Origin of the sequence: Rubritalea tangerina (genome assembly GCF_042683245.1) — a bacterium.
In the GTDB taxonomy this organism is placed as follows: Bacteria; Verrucomicrobiota; Verrucomicrobiia; order Verrucomicrobiales; family Akkermansiaceae; genus Rubritalea; species Rubritalea tangerina.
On the sequence record NZ_JBHUJB010000028.1, the window covers coordinates 63,694 to 81,400 of the forward strand.

The window sequence follows — 17,707 nt, forward strand, 5'->3', positions numbered from 1 at the left end:
ACGATATCCTAAATACAGCATTTAAATCGCAACCTGCTAGAGTCACGCCCTAGCACACATATCCCCAGCGCTCCCCACCAGCACACCCCACCCTCATGACATCCCAGCGCTAAGATAAATCATTCTAACGTTAGCAGTATCACACCTGGCCGACATAGCCTGCGCGGCCATGAAAATTACGACACAAGCGTGTTCAATCGCCGGCTTAACTCTGACGATCAGCGGAGTTACGCTCGCGCAAGACTACCAAAAAAATCTAGAGCACGAGACACTCGACCGCACCACTATCACTGCAGACACTGAGCCTCTCTCAGGTAACAATGTTTCTTCTGAAGAAATAAAGGTTAAGAACCCAGCGGATCTCAAAACACTCTTCAAAAAGTCTCCTAACATCAACATCAACGGCGGTGCTAACCAAGCCCAACAAATCTTCGTGAATGGATTTGAGTCCACTAACATGAATGTAACCATAGATGGAGCAAGCCAAGGCAACCTCTTTCACCACCAATCCTCCACCCTCGTTGACCCAAGCCTATTAAAAAGAGTTGATGTCCTCCCGGGCGCCGGCTCAGCTCTCGACGGCCCAGGTGCGCTGGCAGGTTCTATCCGATTTGAAACAAAGAACGCATTCGACTACCTTCCTTACACTTCAGGTGTCGACATCAGCGGTAAGTCTCCAGTCGATGTTGGTTATAAACGCTTCGCTTCAGACTCTAAAGGTACTTACTTCAACAATGGTGACGGTTTCAACCTCAGCCAAACAATTGCTGGCAAGTTCTCCCCAGAATGGGGTTACCTCCTAAGTGGTTCCTACACTGACCGTGACGCATACAAAGATGGAAACGGAAATACCGTAGATAACTCAGACTACACATCCGGCGCGGGGCTCTTTAAGATCTCAGGTAGACTCCAAAATGGTCATAACCTCGATTTAGGATACGAGTACAACCAAACTGAAACTCTCTCCTATGATCGAGTAAACATCGACACGGCTTTCTTCCGCCCACCGCGTACCCCTGGGCTCCTACAACCAATGAAGGCTACACGCTCCACCGCCTCATTGAACTATGATTACCTGCCTAGCGATAATGACCTCATCCACTTAGAGTCTAACCTCTTCTTCACCGAACAAGACTTCGAACGTAAGCAAACAAATGTAAACTCTTCACTCGCAACTCTTGGCCTTGACCTACGCAACACCTTCAAGTTCTGGAAGCTCGTCTCCACGGTTGGTTTCGATTACCAAGACAAGAAAGGTACTGCTGACTACGGCCCTGCAGAAGCTATGTACAACCCTGACCAAGACGAAAAAGAGCAAATCTTTGGACTCTATAACCAGAACATTCTCTCAGTACATGAAACCGTCGATTTCTCATTTGGTGCACGCTATGATAATTACGACTACACCGATGGTTTCGGCCAAGACTACAAGTCTGATAGAGTTAGCCCTAATGGGAGCATTATATGGAGACCTGTAGACAACTTGACCCTCGATGGCGGATACTCAGAAGCCTACCGTGGTGTCGGCATTCGCGAAGCATTCCTCCCCGGCTCACGTCCAGCTGACCTCGGAGGCGAAAAAGCCAATACACTCAAAGCAAATATCGCATATGACAATGGCTCCTTCTTTGCATCCGGCTCCATTTTCCAACAAGAAATCAAAGACTACATCAACCCCGTTGCTTCCAGAGGTGCAGGCCGTGCTGGTGATGTCGAAACAAAAGGTTATGAAGCCCGCCTCGGCTTCCGTAAGAATGGGTTCGTTGGCTCAGTCGCTGTCACTGAAGCTACTCCAGAAATCAACGGCCAGAAAAATGTTGAAGTCTATGGCATCAATGTTGCCGGCCGTCGCTGGTTAGCAGACCTTAACTACAACCATCAAGACACCGGCCTTGGCCTCGGGTACTTCGTCGAATACCGCGAAGCTGTCGATGCCGAATACCTAGGCTACCCAGGAACATATACCAAAGAGAGCTACGCCCTCAACAGCCTCTACGCTTCCTGGGATGTACAACAGGTAAAAGGCCTCAGACTTCAGCTCAACATCGATAACCTCTTCGATAAATTCTACCAAGACCAGAGTGTCTATGTCGAATCTGGCCTTGCCAGCCCAGGCCGTGAAGTCCGACTCAGCGCCAACTACGTATTCTAGGCCACATCCTTCAAACACCCCTTATTCATAACCAACGGTTTGAGCAGGCTCATTTTTTTCGTGCATGGGCCTGCTCAAACTTCCTTTTTCACGATGAAAACTATTCTAACTTCTCTGCTCGCCGTCGCCAGTTCACTCCACTCTGCATTCGCAAAAACTCCAGAAGTGGATGCCCTCATGAAGCAAACTGCCGACCATGCTGTCCCACATATCACCGCAGCGATCGCACTCGCACAAAACACTCACCCCGACTCCCCCAATTACGCCGCCCTAGCTCAATCCATGGGCCAACTCGGACTCGGTATAGCCCCCCCCATTCCCAGACCACTGGATTTCCGGCGATAGAGAAGCCGACGACCACTCCCGCGCCGAACTCACCGAACGCATCAAAATGTTCGCTCAGTATGATGTCAAATTTATCAAAACTCTCGACGTCAATGGTGACCTCGAAACAAATGAAACCGAACTCCGTCAAGGAATTCGCAACCAGCTCCTCTTCTTCCTCAATGACAAACTTAAGGTCGACCAAAATAACGATCAAAGACTTACCCTAAAAGAATACGCTCTCTCCGTACCCGCTCGCTCAGATGAAAAAGATGAAGATGGATTCGACTGGCACCAACGCGGACATTTCCAACGAGATGACAAAAATAAGGATGGCTTCATCGACCTAACCGAAATGCTAGGCCACACCACCAAAGGGATTAAAGAACGCGCCATGCTAGTGCATGCCTCTCTCATCCTAAAGAAAGCCGACACTAACAATGACTCCGTCATCACTAAAGATGAGTTCCTCGCTATCAACAAAGAGGCAGAACCTGTCTGGAACAAAGCCGTGAAAGGCAACTCTCACATCGAGCTTTCAAATGCCTACCCCACCCTCTACTGGCTCTCTATCAAAGAACTTAGCATGCTCACTGATGCCTAAAGTCCTCCTTCTCTCACTACTTACTCTTCTCAGCTCTATCTCCGGGGCTGAGGAGTTTCTCTCATGGCACTATTCCTATCAAGATGCGCTTGCTGAAGCGCGCGCCACTAAGAAACCACTCATCGTAGAGTTCCGCTGCGCCCCATGTATCAATGGTCGAGAGTTCGACGCACAAGTCCTCTATACCAAACCCAACAGCCATAGAGGCAAGCTTCTCAAACAATTCGTCCGAGCTCGCATCACTACCATGACCGGTGTCGATATCGCGCATTTCGACCGAGACTGGCATAACTCGCTCTACTACTTCATCATCAATGCCAACGAAGATATCTACATGCGTTACGGCGGCAGAGATGAAGCCTCAGCCACCACCTACCTCAATCTCGATAGCCTAGAGCTCGCTCTCTCGCTTGGCCTGAAAGAACATGAAAAGTTCCTCGCAGGATCCCGCCCGTCGCCACCACGACCTAGGAGACGCACTCCTGCTAACCACCCACTCGTCAAAAAAAATGTCATTAGCACGGGCCGCTGCACCGAGTGCCACCTCATCGCTGACTACACAGCTCAAGAAAAACAACTCGCCGGCACACTCGACCCCATCAGCGACCTCTACCAATCACCAGATATTCAATCAATAGGCCTCCATCTCGACATTCCAAAAGGCTTGTTGCTCAAAAACACAAGCTCCGCCGCTAAGCAAGCAGGCCTACTACCAGGTGACACTATCACGGCGATCAACCAACAATCCGTCCTCACCTTCGGTGACCTCCAATATTATTACAACAAAGTCCCAAGAAGCGCCGAAGCCATCACACTCACTGTCCATAGAAACCAACAATCCTACACCCTCACCCTAACACTCCCAGATGAATGGTGGAAGACCGACCTTAGCTTCCGCCATTGGTCACTCGAAACTCAACTCTACTTCAAAGCCCAATCCCTCACCACTGAAGAAAAAGTAAGGCTCAAGCTACCTCCTGAGGGATTCGCCAGCAAAATCACCCATATCGACTTTGAAGCCTTCCTCAGCCGAAATCATCAACTCAAAGTGGGTGACATCATCACTGCCGTCGACGGACGCTACTCCGATCCCAGAACCTCCGACCTCAAAGCACACATCCAACTCTGCCACAGCGCCGGAAAAACACGCCAGCTCACCCTCATTCGTGATCAAAGCACACTCACTCTCCCCCTCCTCACCGGTCGTAAAGCGTTCCGCAAGGCCACTGAAAACCTCATCGCGCCTGACCAATCAGAGGTCCATTGGTCGCAACCCGAATCGATCACTAAAGGCAAACAAGTCGCTGCTAGCTATCGAGCATGCATCGCGAACCAACACCTCATCATCGAGGTCAAACATCAACCCTCTTGGCATACCTACGCCATGGATAACCCTGCTCGCGCCATCGCCACCCGCGGATTCGTCGTCGACCAAGACCTCCCCACCACCATCCACTTGCCCAACTCACTAAACACCTCAGGCCCCTGGCTCCAATCACCACCTCACAACTACTCAAATCCATCAATTAATTGGCTCACCTGGGGCTTCGAAGGCACCAGCTACTTCGCCATCAAACTTCTCTCCACACCGCAGGCTGACACCCAAATTCGGATCTCTTCCCAAGCTTGCAATAAAGACTCCTGCGCAGCTGCCAATGCTCTCGCACTCAAGGTCCCACCTCCCAATGCGACTCAAACAAACCTCATGATCTCCTTGATTCTCGAGTCGCTCATACCCGTCGCTAAATAATAAAAATGCCCGCCTCCACCTCAGTGAAAGCGGGCAAATCTATAATGATATTTTCCTACGCCAGCTCGCGTACGTCGCTGACCTTGCCCTTGACCGCTGCTGCCACCACCATCGCAGGACTCATCAAAATCGTGCGACCTGTTGGAGACCCCTGGCGCCCTTTGTAGTTGCGGTTCGAAGAACTCGCGCAAATCTGATCTCCCACAAGCTTGTCTGGGTTCATCGCCAAACACATGGAGCAACCAGCATGACGCCATTCAAAACCTGCCTCGCGGAAAATCTCCGCAATCCCCTCCTGCTCACATTGGTGCGCTGTAATCTGTGAACCAGGCACCGCAATCGCTTTCACCCCCTCAGCGACCTTGTGGCCCTTCAGTAAGTGAGCTGCCTCGCGGAAATCGGAAAGTCGCCCATTCGTGCAGGAACCAATAAACGCCACATCAATCGGGATGTCACTCACTGGTGTTCCCGCTGGTAACTTCATATACTCCAACGCTTCCTCAATACTTGCCTTCTCATCAGCACTCTCAGCCTTCGCTGGATCAGGAATCAACTCAGAAATCCCCACCCCATGATCAGGTGAAATCCCCCAAGTCACCGTAGGCTCAATGTCCTCCGCGTCAAAGTCGACAACATCGTCGTACTCAGCATCTGCATCAGATGCAAAGCTCTTCCAACGTGCTACCGCTTCATCCCACTCATCATCTTTTGGCGCATAAGGACGCCCCTTAAGATAAGCAAAAGTCGTTTCGTCCGGATTGACGTAACCGCATCGAGCCCCACCCTCGATCGCCATGTTACACACGGTCATCCGTTCCTCCATCGTCATCTTGTCAAAAACATCGCCGCCGTATTCGTAGGCAAAACCAATACCTCCCTTCGCTCCAAGCTTGCGAATGATATAAAGCGCCACATCCTTGGCATACACTCCCGGCTTTAACTTCCCATTCACATTCACTCGGCGCACCTTCAAGGCTGCCATCGCCAATGTCTGAGTCGCTAACACATCTCTAACCTGAGTCGTGCCAATCCCAAAGGCAATCGCACCAAACGCACCATGCGTCGCTGTGTGTGAATCACCACAAACAATCGTCGTTCCCGGCTGGGTGATACCTTGCTCAGGCCCCACCATGTGCACAATCCCCTGCATGCCTGTGCTCAATGAAAAATACTTGATCCCATATTCCTCTACATTTTTCTTCAGCTCATTGATCATCGCCTCCGCCAAGTTGTCTTGGAAAGGCTGCTGCTGGTTGTCAGTGGGAACAATGTGATCCACAGTCGCAAACGTACGGTTCGGAAACTTTACTCCTAGACCAAGATCACGGATCATACCGAAGGCCTGCGGTGAGGTGACTTCGTGAATCAAGTGTGAACCGATGAACAACTGCGTACGCCCATCTTCCAAGATTCCAACGCTGTGCGCGTCCCATGTCTTTTTATAGAGTGTCTTTCCCATAACTGTGACCGCCATCTCCGGCGGGCCGAGAATGTGGACAAGAATTCTCAGAAAGTCAAAAACCGATCGCAACTACCGCATGATACAATGCCAAACCCTCCACCACCCATCTGCCTGAGAGCATTTCAGAACTCCCCAGTCCCTGCCTACACTACTCCCCGACGCATCATAGATCCTACCTCTTGCCCATTTTCCTCTTGGGCTTCGCTTCCATTCTGCTAGCTTCAGCCTCATGCCTCATCCGTCGATCAAATGGTCTCTCGGGATTATCTCTCTCTCCGCCATCATTGGTGCCAGCACCGCCTACCTCACCCACCAATGTCTCCCAGACCCCTACGCCGAATTAGAATCGCTGCGATCTGAGGAATTGCGACTCCACCAAGCCCTCCTCGCTGAACAAGCAAAAGTCCACGCCCTCGAAAAACAACTCCAGCACCTCGCACAACACGCCACACCATCCCCGCCAGACACCAATTGACAACTTTGTCATTATTTTTAGCGATTTCGACTTAAATTCCTGCGTATTGATGGGCGTCCATGACCACCCTAGTCTTTTTTCTCGTCCTCCTCTCAGCATGCCTGCACGCAAGCTGGAATTTCACCGCACGCAGAGTCTCAGGAAATGCGACAGTCGTCTGGATGGCCAACCTGGTCTCCGTTCTTTTCCTAACACTCCTACTCTTCTGGGTCGAATCCCCCTTCACTGGCCAAGCTGTCTCCGCCACTGGCTGGTTGAGCCTCCTCCTCTCGGGCATCCTCCATGTCGCTTACTACCTGCTGCTCGGGCTTGCCTACCGGAAAGGAGAAGTCTCTATCGTCTACCCAGTCGCCCGCGGGCTCGGTGTCGCCACACTCCCACTCATCCTCTGGACCTTTTTTGAGGAATCTCTCTCCGCCCAAGGAGTCGCAGCAATCGGAATCATCGTACTCGGCATCCTCACCCTGGGCATTCCCGCTCTCAGAAAAGGCAGCCACAAACTCGGCATCCCCATCCTCATCGGCCTCGTCATCGTTTCCTACTCACTCGCCGATCGTACCGGCGCCAATGCCATGAACCCCATTTTCTACCTCTGGGGGATGATGCTCTTTATCGTCATTGGCCAACTCCCCTTCCTCTTCCGCTCACTCACCCGCCAATGGCGCCTAACTTGGAAATCGCATAAAAAAGAAATCTTCCTCATCGGATTCGCAGACCCTTCCGCCTACCTCATCATTCTAATCTGTTACACACTGGGAGCCGCCAGCTACATCGTCGCCCTCCGCGAGTTCTCTGTCGTCATCGCCTCCTTCCTCGGCCTCCTCATCCTAAAAGAAAAATTCACCTGGTCTAAAATCACCGCAATCTCCCTCATCACCCTCGGCATGATCCTCATGAAACTCGCCTAAGCAAACCACCCCTATAATCTGAGCCAAACGTGTTACCTATGATCTGAACCGTACCACCCCTGCCCCCTGCCCCCTGACCCCTGACCCCTGACCCCTCACTTCTCACTTCTCACTTCTCACTTCTCACTTCTCACTTCTCACTTCTCACTTCTCACTTCTCACTTCTCACTTCTCACTTCTCACTTCTCACTTCTCACTTCTCACTTCTCACTTCTCACTTCACACATCTAACTTATCAGATTAAAAAAGAAACGTGCTAGCACTCCGCATCATTGGTTCCCCCATCCTAAACTTTCTCAACTACCTCGGTGAGTTGAGTAAACTCGCTAGCGAAGTCTTCTCCTCCGTCTTTGTCGGGAAGTTTTGCTACAACCAATTGATGAAGCAAGTGGCTGAGATCGGCTACCGCTCCCAACCCGTCGTCATTCTCACTGGTGCCTTCACCGGTTCAGTCCTCGCTGCTCAGGCCCTCTTCCAGCTCACCCAAATGAAAATGGAAACCATGGGCGGCGCTCTTGTCAGTGTCGGTATGCTGCGCGAACTCGGCCCCACTATCACCGGCCTCATGCTCGCCGGACGCGTAGGTGCCGCCATGGCCGCTGAAATCGGCACCATGAAAGTCACCGAACAAATCGATGCCCTGCGCTCCATGGATGTGCATCCCATCGACTACCTCGTCACGCCCCGCTTCGGAGCCATGGCCATCTCAGTCCCTCTCCTTATTGCCGAATCCGCCTTCTTCGGCATCCTCTCCGCCTGGATCGTCGGCACCCAAATTTTTCACGTCCCCACCTCCTATTGGGTCAATCGCATGAGCGCCCATACAGACATGTCCGATATCACCATCGCCATTGTCAAAGGATTCGTCTTCGGCATGCTCATCGTCCTCATCTCCTGCCACCAAGGCCTCAAGGCAAACAATGGTGCTGTAGGCGTCGGGAAAGGCACGACCAATGCCATGGTCATCTCCTCACTCGCCATCCTCATCTTCAACTTCTTCCTCACCATGGCCCTCAACCTCGTCTTCCCACTCGGTCTCTCCCCCAAATAAAAATACCCAAGGCCATCACAGCCTCGGGCATAGAAAACAGTCTGGGTGCTGCACACTAGCAGCTCAACGATGTGAACTGCTCAAGAGTCGCCACCCCCCTACTTACTTCACAATGTGCATCGCGGCAGGAACTGTCACTACCTGCATGCCTGCAAGCTGAGCTGCCATAATCCCAGGTGCCGCATCTTCAAGCACCAAACATTCTTCTGCTGCTACCTCAAGGCGCTCAGCACAGCTCAAAAATACCTCTGGGTCTGGCTTGCCACACTTCACATCATCAGCAGTCACAACCTCATCAAAAAGTTCACAAAGACCAGTCACTTTCAAGGTCTCTTCCACCACCTTACGACTCCCACCTGTCGCGACGCCTACCGGCATCTTACCTCGCAGTGACTTCGCAAATGCTACCACATCTTCGTTGATCGCTACTAAGTCTAACCGCGCCAAAAAGGCCTTGCGCTTCGCATACGATACCGCTTCCGGATCTAAACTAAGTCCAAACTCGCCATTGAGTTCCTTCACAATGTCCTTCGTCGGACGTCCCCCCATCGTATAAAATACATCCTCAGGAAAAACATCCTTCGGTGCACCATTCGCTGCCAATGCCTCACGCCACGCCTCAAAATGCGCTGGCATGGAATCTACTAAAGTACCGTCGAGATCAAAAATAACAGCCTTGTAGCCTGACTTGGGGATATTGAGAGAGCCAAATTGTTCCATTGCCCGGTGTAGTGCCGTTATTCTTTTGCCATTGCAAGCGCAGAAATCATCAACAGGTCACAATTTCTTCACATCCCATCTCAACCTAACAGAATTGAGACCCGGTTCTCCAAAAAATAAGGGACTACCGCCCACAGAAGTAGCCCCAAACTTTTCGATGAATAGAATTCATTCAGTGCATCAAAGCACCACCTCTTCATCCTGATAGCGCCCGTTGGCCACCCATGAAGTCTCTTCACTCTCGTTCTTGATGCTCACTGATCCGAGAATCTCTACTGCGTCAGCAAAGCGAACTGGTCCACTCAAGCTCAACTTGTCAGCACCCTTCAATGAAGGTACTCCCAAGCCCTCCAAACTATCGACGAGCTTGTACTCATCGCTCAGGCTCACCACCGGCGGCTTTCCTCCACGCTCAGCCAACAAGGCAATACGACCATCCTCTGTCGTCTCATAGGCATCCGACCTGAGAGCAAATAAGTCAGCTGTAGTCTTCACAGGCGCGAAGCGCGAACGCGGGACACAGATAGCATCAGCCCCCTTAAAGCACTCAATCGCTGCACCCATCGCAGTCTCTAACTGGTACACAGCCTGTGACCCTTTGTTGCGCGGATCGACAGTCTTCTTGTTGATAATCACAGGGAGCGGTAACACTCCCCCTTGGCTCTCTAACTCAGCCTTCAGAGACTCTAAATTAATCCACAAGCTGTTGGTATTGAAATACTGATGCTTCTCCACATTTTGGAACTCCGCAATGTCCCCCTCTGGACACTGTGCTACCTCGCGTAACAACATCTGCTGGTCTGACTTGCGAATCGCCAAATGCCCCCCCTTCTTGTCAGCCTCCGTACGGCGTGTCGCTTCCATCAAAAATGGCTTACCACTCTCCGCAAAATAACGTAAAATACCCGGATCTAATACCGCCCCTAAATTGTCAGAGTTGGAAACAAACGCGTACTTTACCCCATCCGCTAATAAGCGCTCTAACCACCCAGACCCAGCAATTGCTGGATACAAATCACCATGCCCAGGCGGACACCACTCCAAACTCGGGTTCTCAGGGAATACCACTGGCTCCAATGATTCAGCATGAATCTTGGGAATCTGATTCTGATGCAACTCCACCTCATCCTTGGCAGCCAAGCCACGCTCCGCATACTGCGAAAGGTGCTCCAGTGTGTCCTCAGATGTGCTGAAGCTATTCATCAACAAAAACTTTACCTGAGCTCCCGTGCTCTCGCGTAAATAAGAAATCTGATCCACAATGATGTCGAGGAAAGTCGCCCCCTCCTTAACTTCCAATAAACTCTTTGCCTTCTGCAACCCCATGCTCGTCCCCAGACCTCCATTCAACTTGATAACAACCGTCTGAGCTAACAGCACTGGGTCGAATTCCTCCCCGTCTCTCGATATCTCAGCTAACTCCGGTAACTTTTCCACAGGCTCGATGCTATCCTCGCTAATGTCCGTCGAACTGCCCTCACACAAAATCGCATAGTTGCGCTCAAAACTCTTAATTGCAGCCTCACTGACACCAGCTTGCTCCATCTTATCTTTAAAAGGGGTGAATGAACTCATTGGTAGGTATTCCTTTGCCTATTCCCGCCATCAAGTCACGCATGAAGTGCCCGTCCCACCTAAAAAACATGACAAGTTCGCCAGATTCCACTCACTTTTCTGCCCAGCCTCCCCACACCACACAAACCTCCCCCTCCACCACAATCTTGCCTTGCATTTTCTGAAAGCCACGGAACACTTCCACCATGAATCAAGAAATCATCCTCGAACGCGAAGTCGAAGCTATCCAAATCCCCAGCGGTGACGCCATCACACTCCCCGTCGGTACCCCCGTCGTCGTCACCCAAACACTCGGCGGCAGCTACACCGTAGCCACACAAGCCGGCCTCGCTCGTATCTCATCAAAGGACTCAGACGCACTCGGTATCGATGAAGCCGAGGCTCAAGCCAAAAAAGAATACGAAAATAAACTCAAAGACGCCCCACTCGAAGACCAAGTCTGGGGACAACTTAAAGAAGTTTACGACCCCGAAATCCCAGTCGATATCGTCAACCTCGGCCTCGTCTACGACTGCGTCCTCACCGAAAAAGAAAATGGCAAAACCGACGTTAACGTTAAGATGACTCTCACCGCACCCGGCTGCGGTATGGGCCCAGTCATCGCAGCTGACGCACAAGCCCGCATCATGTCACTCGATGGTATCGAAGATGCTCAAGTCGACCTCGTCTGGGACCCCGTCTGGAACCAAGATATGATCACCGAAGAAGGTAAAATGAAACTCGGTATGATCTAATCCTCCCCCATACTTTCCCTTTAAAAAAAGGCGACCATTCACGGTCGCCTTTTTATTTTCTTACCTTAACAACATCCCCACCCCTCAGAGAAAAAAAACTAACAAATTCTAACACATTCCATCATTTCCCGCCGCCTACTCTTCCCATCACTCGATCATGGTAAACTTAATTGACCAATTGATTTACTTAGCCCATCGCCCTCCTCCCGCGTATAGCTAGGTTCTTGAATTCCAAGCCCTAAGCATCGCGCACGGCCACATATTCAAGTTCAAACCTACAAGAACTAACTATGATTAAGAAACACCTCAGCCTGGCCGCCCTCGCAGCCTGCACCGCAGCCGGATTCCAATCCGCTTCCGCTGCTACAATCGCCATCACCAACCACAGCTTCGAATCCGCAGTAACCAATTCCGTTGGTACCACGCCCACTGGCTGGACCGCTGAAGCCGCTGGTGGCCTCGTCAACCTCGATGCTTCGGATGTATCCTACACCGACAACACCAACGGACTCGATGGTGCACAAGTGGCCTTCTGGACCTCAGGATCTGACATCGCAGGACGTGGTCTTAGCCAAGTCCTATCTGGCGAAAAAGCTCTCGATAACACCACCTACACCCTCACTCTCGGTCTTGGTGAGCGTAACTTCACGACACGCTTCTCAGGGCTCACCATCGAACTCCGACTCGCCGATGACACCGTACTCGGCTCAGCACAATTCGGCCTCAATGATGTCACATTTGCAACAGCTGCGGAAAACGGCGAAGTCGTTGACGTCTCAGCTAACTTTAACCTCGCGGACGTAGACAACACTCAAGACCTCAAAGTCGTTCTCCTCGCAGGTGGCGGTACTTCCGGGGGGTCCACTGGACGCCAATCCATCGACATCGACAATGTACGCTTGGAGTACACAGCTATCCCAGAACCTTCAGCCACAGCTCTCCTCGGCCTTGGAGGTATGACCCTCTTGCTCCGCCGGAGACGTTAGGCCCGATCCCTAGCAATACATTTCATGTTCGTATCTCCCCTTCTCACTCCGAGAGGGGGAGCTTTTTTGTACCTACAAATGCGCCTCTCTCAGAAAAACCTTCCCCACCTCACCCCCAATAACGTTGCCCCTCCTTGCTTCCAAGCTATCATAGAATGATGAAAGGCTCGCGCTACCACCAACAACCCTCTGCCCACGCAAGCCCTGTCCCTACCGTCTATAAGGCCGAACTCGTCGTCGCTGAACTCAAAAAACGTATCAACGAAGCCAATTGGTCCGAATACCTCCCCAGTGAACGAAAACTCTCCGCGGACCTCGGAGTCAGTAGACCCATCCTCCGTGACGCTCTCGCCATCCTCGAAGCCGAAAATTGGATCGCGCGCCACCCAAATGGCCGCCCAGTCATTCACAAAACAAAACAAAACAAACTCACTCACCTAACACCCTAACACCGCTCATCATCCACCCCTCACCGATAAGCTCCATGCCTGCCTCTTCAGTCGAGATGCTACGCCATACTGAGGAAGCACTCGCCAAACTCGGCTACCACACACAGCACCTCATCTATCAAGAACGGCACCATACCAACTCTAAACAAGCTCTTGAAGCACTCCGCCAAAAATACCCGAACACCGTATGGCTCCTCCGCTCGCCGACTCTCACCACTCTCCAATGGTGTTATGATAACCAAATTCCATGCTGCATCATGGGAGCCCAACCTTCCCCTCCACTCTTTCCTGGTGTCGACCTCGATATCGAACGCGTCGTCACCCAGAGCATCGATTACCTCAAAAAGTTAGGCCACTCACACATCTTCTTCATCCACCCTAAAGGTGACACCCACGGCCTCACAAGAATGCTCCAAGCCACTCAAAATCTCAATGACATCCACGTCCACCCACTCGCTCTCCCCAGCGATGACAACCCACGCGCACTCTCTTTGATCAAAAAGATGTTGTTAGACCACCCTGGATTCACAGCCTGTATCTGTACCTACTTCCAACACTTCATCGCAGTTAACTCCACCCTTAGCGCGGCAGGTGCAAAAATCCCACACGACCTCTCAGCCCTCTGCCTCTACCCAGACCCACTCATGGATTGGACCTATGGCGGAGTCACTCACTTTAAACTCGATCCAAAACAAGCGGGCCTCCGCATGGCCACGATCATCAAGCAACTCCTCTCAGGCCAATCCCTCGCCCCCAAAAGCACCCTCTTCTTCCCCACTTTCAAAGAAGGCGCAACTTGCGCTAAAAAAACACCCTAACAGATCCTCTACCTTCCGAGCTCGCGGTCGAGCAATTCCTTGAAGCTCTTGTCAAATTCCCCACCCACCTCTCGAAATACCTGTTTCAACTTCTCTGGCCCCTCCACATAATCCGCCACTGTGAACGCTGACTGAGATCTTAGATCCATCAACTCAGAAAATAGCTTCTTCCCTTCAGAGTCCTCTAACCAAACACGCAACTCCACATGCGCTTGGTAATACTCGGCGTCTCCCCCGCTGTGCTTATCGCGAACCAGCCCATACCTCACCACCTCACCATCAAAGTAATGGCTGGCATCCTTCTTCAGCTTCTCCCCAAAGAAACCATCAGACTTCAAAATGCCCATCGCTCTCTGCTCGATACTATCTGCCAAACGTGGAACCACATAGTCACTCACACTTTGGTCTGCCTCACTAGCAGCCCCCAAGGCTCCTGAACGAATAGCATCCTCTAATAAAAGGGATAATGTCTCCGCGTTCTCAACACTCGGGCCACCCCTCACTCCAACATTCGCCCCCTCGCTCTGCGCATGCTCCGCAATACCCACTGACTGGATCGACTCGAGCTCACGCTCGCTCAAACTCTGAGTACAACTCGCTAAGCTACACCACCCAAATACCACTGGAATCACAGACCATCTCATTTTCATTGCTCCACCATCTCTCCACACCCCCTAACATCTGTCAAGCCCACGAACTCGACCATTCAGCTTGCCACCGTAAATCCCCTGCCATGCAAAGTCTTAATAAAGTTCTTCCCTAACTTCTTTCTAATTTTACACATGTGCACATCTAGCACATTAGAATGCGGGTCATCTCATCCACTGGCGTCTAGCGCCACCCACCCAACAAAATAGCCAAAAAAATCCTCTTTATTCAGGCAAGGAAGACGCTGGCCCCACGCCCACAACGGCAATATAGAAATCCAAAGCACCCCAGACGAGGGAACCACCGTAATCCTCCAACTCCCCTCTTAAGGTCGTTAAAAAACCTCACTAACATTCTGATTAGGCAAGAATTTCTAGAGTAAATAACTCTCCGCCCTAAGCCCTCAAGGCGGAGAATGCAATTCACGACAGAGTCCCAACACTGTTTTAGTTTCAAATTGCAATAATACAGACCTCTACAACCCACTTTCTGACCAAATATTAGTACAATCTCCTCATACCTCCCTCCCCCTATACGCATATACCCGCAGCCGCAGCGATTTCTCGACTCTTGTTTACGAGCCCTTCCTTTTTCATCTCACCCGCAAACATGGTTACGAGTTGCGGGTGCATCCCCCCCAACTCGCTACCTTGCGTTGATTACACCTATAGTACACTCCTCTCAGCCAATGCGGATGCGCATGTACTCACCCACATCATATGGGGACTAGCAAAGAGTCTTCATTCATTAGACCGCTCCCAACCAGTTTTTGACACGAAAACGCTCTCCCCATAGGAATCTTCAAACTTTTTCGTCAGAAGCCGTCCAATCATGGTCTTTTTTAAAGGATATCCCCAGATATCTATGAAATAACACATGATTGATATGAAAAAAGTAGTAAGAAACCTCATAATATTTTCGGCCATTGCTTCATCCGCACAGGCTGTAACTCTCGTTGATGCAACATTCACAACAGACACGAACTACCCCAATTCTTCAGCAGGCCAGTTTTTTCTCGATGAAACTGACGCTACGTGGACTATTAACTCTGGCGTTACGGTCACAGGAGGGAGATATTTTATTGGCATGAACTCGGGTTCAAGCTCAGCCCCTGCTAACTGGACGATCGATGGAGGCGGCACACTCGTCATCAACAGAGATGGCTTTCTAAATTTGCGACTCGGTAACGGCAGCACAAGTGAAATTGGTACGCTCACCATCAAGGAGGGCTCATCCGTTCTCATGACAGGCGCAACTCCAAGCCTTAGCACTTCCAAGTCAGGTAGTTTTGTCGCCCTAGAAGGCGTAGGCAGCACCCTCCAATGGTCAGGCACATGGGACGCGGTTAACAACAGAATAATCAGCGATGGTGGTACAGATTTAACCTTTTCTGGTGGCACTCTCGATATCAGCACCAATGGGGGCTTCACAACGGCCACTGTTGTTGCCGCCGTTCCTGAGCCTTCTGCGACAGCTCTTCTTGGCATAGCTGGAGTAACGCTCATCTTGCGCCGACGCCGCTAGACACACCTACATCCAGAATCTCATCCAGTTTTTATTCTTTTCTGGATGAGATTCCCTCCATCAACAAATACAGGTCGATCACACTAGTATAACTGGTGAAACGCATACTCGCTATAGCAATAAGTAATTAATAAAAAACCAACCCTTAACAATATTATGTCAACAAAAACCCTCATACCCATCACTGCCACTTGGCTAGCAACACTCGTTGCTGCATATTACTTCGGCTATTCCACTAACACGAAACACACAACACCTGAAATCTCAGAATCCGCAACTCAGTCCTCAAAGGCCAAGCTCTACTCCCAACTCAATGGCAACCGATACTCCTCGGAATCCACGCGATCAGCACGTGCTCAAAGCTATGACAAAGGAGCCTCCTCCTCTCCATTCGCAAAAATCAATCAACTTAATGACCCCATACAGCAAACCGACCAACTTAATAAATACATGCACACCATTTCTGGTGGAGAATTCGGTTCAATTGTAAACGTCGATAGAACTTATGAAGTTATCGGGGAATACTCCATGCTCCTGCACTCTTGGGGCAAGGCTGCACCTAGCGAAGCTTTAGCTTACCTCAAAAAAAACATCAAATCACCTGACTTTGCTATAAACATAGTCTTGGGGTCCTGGGCTCGCACCAATCCCGATGAAGCCATAACCTGGGCCAACGCAAACCACGCTGGAGATAAGGCCAACCCTTACCTCGTCGGCATTATACGAAGCCTAGCAGATACCAACCCAAGTCACGCAACCACGCTTCTCCAACAACTTCCAATCTCTGAAGAAAGCGACAAAGCACTCCATGGCCTCACCCCTCACATCGCCGATCTTGGGGTGAGTGGTGCAGAGCAATGGCTACGTAGTGTTGAAGATTCCAAGCTTGTCAGCCAAGCCTCTGCATACCTAGCTGAACACTTCACAAAACAGGACCCACAACTAGGAGCCCAATGGGTCAACTCCCTCACTGATGAAGCCGCTCGTAAAGAAGCCATACCAAAAGTGCTCGATAATTGGCTCTGGAAGGACCTTAGCGCAGCTAAATCATGGGTTGATACCCTCTCTCACAAGGACAGGGTCATAGCTGAACCAAAGGTGCTTCACACCTACGCATCTAAAAATCCCCATGCCGCCGCTGACTGGCTCGACTCTCAAACCAGCTCCGAACACTATCAGAAACTCCTTTTAGAATTTTCCAAAGGAGCGGCCCACAAAGATCCTATCATCGCTCTTAATTATGGCAACGAACTGCTTGATGAAGATGCGCGTACAAGAGCTGTCAAAAATGCACTTCTACACCTGAACGGTAAAGACAGCAGCAAAGCGCGTGAATGGCTCAACAACAACAAGATCCCAAAAGGTGTGGAAGGCTTCGCAGAGCGTGTGTTAAACGATCCTGACTCGTTCTAAACTACCACAAGGCATCAACAAAATCCCACCCTAGTTTTTAATTATGGCTGGCGAACTCTAGCAATTAAACAAGGAAAATAAGGATGTAGTGGGAATTGGGTAATTAATGTTTGG

17 protein-coding genes and 1 pseudogene are annotated in these 17,707 nt (G+C 50.8%); 13 read left to right on the plus strand and 5 right to left on the minus strand.

Going from position 1 to position 17,707, the window contains the following annotated elements:
* Positions 1–169 precede the first annotated feature (169 nt).
* The 4 genes from ACFSW8_RS06515 (at position 170) to ACFSW8_RS06530 (ending at position 4,830) form a co-directional block, all read left to right on the plus strand.
* Complete coding sequence (locus ACFSW8_RS06515; RefSeq protein WP_377086653.1) at positions 170–2,152, plus strand: TonB-dependent receptor domain-containing protein; 1,983 nt, start codon at positions 170–172, stop codon at positions 2,150–2,152.
* A 93-nt stretch (positions 2,153–2,245) separates the two neighbouring features.
* Entirely contained in the window at positions 2,246–2,497 is a 252-nt protein-coding gene (locus ACFSW8_RS06520) for a hypothetical protein (protein ID WP_377086654.1), read from the plus strand.
* 46 nt (positions 2,498–2,543) lie between these two features.
* Positions 2,544–3,080: an EF-hand domain-containing protein gene (locus ACFSW8_RS06525; protein ID WP_377086656.1), complete on the plus strand. Its 537-nt coding sequence runs from the start codon at positions 2,544–2,546 to the stop codon at positions 3,078–3,080.
* Positions 3,073–4,830, plus strand: a complete 1,758-nt coding sequence (locus ACFSW8_RS06530) for a Trx7/PDZ domain-containing (seleno)protein (protein ID WP_377177766.1) — start codon at positions 3,073–3,075, stop codon at positions 4,828–4,830. The genes ACFSW8_RS06525 and ACFSW8_RS06530 overlap by 8 nt, the downstream gene beginning before the upstream one ends.
* Positions 4,831–4,885: 55 nt before the next feature.
* On the opposite strand, the gene leuC is transcribed toward ACFSW8_RS06530, so the two are convergent.
* Positions 4,886–6,289: a 3-isopropylmalate dehydratase large subunit gene (gene leuC, locus ACFSW8_RS06535; RefSeq protein ID WP_377091375.1), complete on the minus strand. Its 1,404-nt coding sequence runs from the start codon at positions 6,287–6,289 to the stop codon at positions 4,886–4,888.
* Positions 6,290–6,521: 232 nt separating this feature from the next.
* Here leuC and ACFSW8_RS06540 point away from each other — a divergent pair, with 232 nt between their 5' ends.
* The 3 genes from ACFSW8_RS06540 (at position 6,522) to ACFSW8_RS06550 (ending at position 8,726) form a co-directional block, all read left to right on the plus strand.
* The gene (locus ACFSW8_RS06540; protein ID WP_377086660.1) at positions 6,522–6,767 is read left to right on the plus strand and encodes a hypothetical protein; all 246 of its coding nucleotides are present in this window, start codon (positions 6,522–6,524) and stop codon (positions 6,765–6,767) included.
* Positions 6,768–6,826: 59 nt separating this feature from the next.
* Positions 6,827–7,675, plus strand: a complete 849-nt coding sequence (locus ACFSW8_RS06545) for an SMR family transporter (protein WP_377086662.1) — start codon at positions 6,827–6,829, stop codon at positions 7,673–7,675.
* Between the two features lie 253 nt (positions 7,676–7,928).
* Positions 7,929–8,726 carry an MlaE family ABC transporter permease gene (locus tag ACFSW8_RS06550; protein ID WP_377086664.1) on the plus strand — a complete coding sequence of 266 codons (798 nt, stop codon included), beginning with the start codon at positions 7,929–7,931 and terminating at the stop codon, positions 8,724–8,726.
* A gap of 102 nt (positions 8,727–8,828) precedes the next feature.
* Here the strand turns inward: ACFSW8_RS06550 and ACFSW8_RS06555 are convergent, their stop codons facing one another.
* Positions 8,829–9,446 (minus strand): HAD family hydrolase, encoded by a 618-nt coding sequence (locus tag ACFSW8_RS06555; protein ID WP_377086666.1) that lies wholly within the window; start codon positions 9,444–9,446, stop codon positions 8,829–8,831.
* A gap of 180 nt (positions 9,447–9,626) precedes the next feature.
* Positions 9,627–11,021: a UTP--glucose-1-phosphate uridylyltransferase gene (locus tag ACFSW8_RS06560; protein ID WP_377086670.1), complete on the minus strand. Its 1,395-nt coding sequence runs from the start codon at positions 11,019–11,021 to the stop codon at positions 9,627–9,629.
* A 185-nt stretch (positions 11,022–11,206) separates the two neighbouring features.
* Between ACFSW8_RS06560 and sufT the strand changes: the two genes are divergently transcribed.
* The 4 genes from sufT (at position 11,207) to ACFSW8_RS06580 (ending at position 14,008) form a co-directional block, all read left to right on the plus strand.
* Positions 11,207–11,755: a putative Fe-S cluster assembly protein SufT gene (gene sufT / locus ACFSW8_RS06565; RefSeq protein ID WP_377086673.1), complete on the plus strand. Its 549-nt coding sequence runs from the start codon at positions 11,207–11,209 to the stop codon at positions 11,753–11,755.
* Positions 11,756–12,045: 290 nt separating this feature from the next.
* Complete coding sequence (locus ACFSW8_RS06570) at positions 12,046–12,741, plus strand: PEP-CTERM sorting domain-containing protein (protein ID WP_377086674.1); 696 nt, start codon at positions 12,046–12,048, stop codon at positions 12,739–12,741.
* Between the two features lie 155 nt (positions 12,742–12,896).
* The gene (locus tag ACFSW8_RS06575; RefSeq protein WP_377086678.1) at positions 12,897–13,190 is read left to right on the plus strand and encodes a FadR/GntR family transcriptional regulator; all 294 of its coding nucleotides are present in this window, start codon (positions 12,897–12,899) and stop codon (positions 13,188–13,190) included.
* Between the two features lie 35 nt (positions 13,191–13,225).
* Positions 13,226–14,008: a substrate-binding domain-containing protein gene (locus ACFSW8_RS06580; protein WP_377177768.1), complete on the plus strand. Its 783-nt coding sequence runs from the start codon at positions 13,226–13,228 to the stop codon at positions 14,006–14,008.
* An 8-nt stretch (positions 14,009–14,016) separates the two neighbouring features.
* Here the strand turns inward: ACFSW8_RS06580 and ACFSW8_RS06585 are convergent, their stop codons facing one another.
* Both ACFSW8_RS06585 and ACFSW8_RS06590 read right to left on the minus strand, forming a co-directional pair.
* Positions 14,017–14,658, minus strand: coding sequence for a hypothetical protein (locus ACFSW8_RS06585; RefSeq protein WP_377177770.1), 642 nt, complete (start codon positions 14,656–14,658; stop codon positions 14,017–14,019).
* 56 nt (positions 14,659–14,714) lie between these two features.
* A pseudogene (locus ACFSW8_RS06590) lies at positions 14,715–14,810 on the minus strand (winged helix-turn-helix domain-containing protein); the annotation flags it as partial.
* Positions 14,811–15,541: 731 nt separating this feature from the next.
* On the opposite strand from ACFSW8_RS06590, the gene ACFSW8_RS06595 reads away from it, so the two are divergent.
* Complete coding sequence (locus tag ACFSW8_RS06595) at positions 15,542–16,180, plus strand: PEP-CTERM sorting domain-containing protein (RefSeq protein ID WP_377086684.1); 639 nt, start codon at positions 15,542–15,544, stop codon at positions 16,178–16,180.
* A gap of 156 nt (positions 16,181–16,336) precedes the next feature.
* Positions 16,337–17,593: a hypothetical protein gene (locus ACFSW8_RS06600; protein WP_377086686.1), complete on the plus strand. Its 1,257-nt coding sequence runs from the start codon at positions 16,337–16,339 to the stop codon at positions 17,591–17,593.
* Positions 17,594–17,707 lie beyond the last annotated feature (114 nt).

Coding starts and splice junctions, on each gene's coding strand:
- ACFSW8_RS06515 (WP_377086653.1), top strand. CDS start 170: ATGAAAATTACGACACAAGCGTGTTCAATCGCCGGCTTAACTCTGACG.
- ACFSW8_RS06520 (WP_377086654.1), top strand. CDS start 2,246: ATGAAAACTATTCTAACTTCTCTGCTCGCCGTCGCCAGTTCACTCCAC.
- ACFSW8_RS06525 (WP_377086656.1), top strand. CDS start 2,544: ATGTTCGCTCAGTATGATGTCAAATTTATCAAAACTCTCGACGTCAAT.
- ACFSW8_RS06530 (WP_377177766.1), top strand. CDS start 3,073: ATGCCTAAAGTCCTCCTTCTCTCACTACTTACTCTTCTCAGCTCTATC.
- leuC (WP_377091375.1), bottom strand. CDS start 6,289: ATGGGAAAGACACTCTATAAAAAGACATGGGACGCGCACAGCGTTGGA.
- ACFSW8_RS06540 (WP_377086660.1), top strand. CDS start 6,522: ATGCCTCATCCGTCGATCAAATGGTCTCTCGGGATTATCTCTCTCTCC.
- ACFSW8_RS06545 (WP_377086662.1), top strand. CDS start 6,827: ATGACCACCCTAGTCTTTTTTCTCGTCCTCCTCTCAGCATGCCTGCAC.
- ACFSW8_RS06555 (WP_377086666.1), bottom strand. CDS start 9,446: ATGGAACAATTTGGCTCTCTCAATATCCCCAAGTCAGGCTACAAGGCT.
- ACFSW8_RS06560 (WP_377086670.1), bottom strand. CDS start 11,021: ATGAGTTCATTCACCCCTTTTAAAGATAAGATGGAGCAAGCTGGTGTC.
- sufT (WP_377086673.1), top strand. CDS start 11,207: ATGAATCAAGAAATCATCCTCGAACGCGAAGTCGAAGCTATCCAAATC.
- ACFSW8_RS06570 (WP_377086674.1), top strand. CDS start 12,046: ATGATTAAGAAACACCTCAGCCTGGCCGCCCTCGCAGCCTGCACCGCA.
- ACFSW8_RS06575 (WP_377086678.1), top strand. CDS start 12,897: ATGATGAAAGGCTCGCGCTACCACCAACAACCCTCTGCCCACGCAAGC.
- ACFSW8_RS06580 (WP_377177768.1), top strand. CDS start 13,226: ATGCCTGCCTCTTCAGTCGAGATGCTACGCCATACTGAGGAAGCACTC.
- ACFSW8_RS06585 (WP_377177770.1), bottom strand. CDS start 14,658: ATGAAAATGAGATGGTCTGTGATTCCAGTGGTATTTGGGTGGTGTAGC.
- ACFSW8_RS06595 (WP_377086684.1), top strand. CDS start 15,542: ATGAAAAAAGTAGTAAGAAACCTCATAATATTTTCGGCCATTGCTTCA.
- ACFSW8_RS06600 (WP_377086686.1), top strand. CDS start 16,337: ATGTCAACAAAAACCCTCATACCCATCACTGCCACTTGGCTAGCAACA.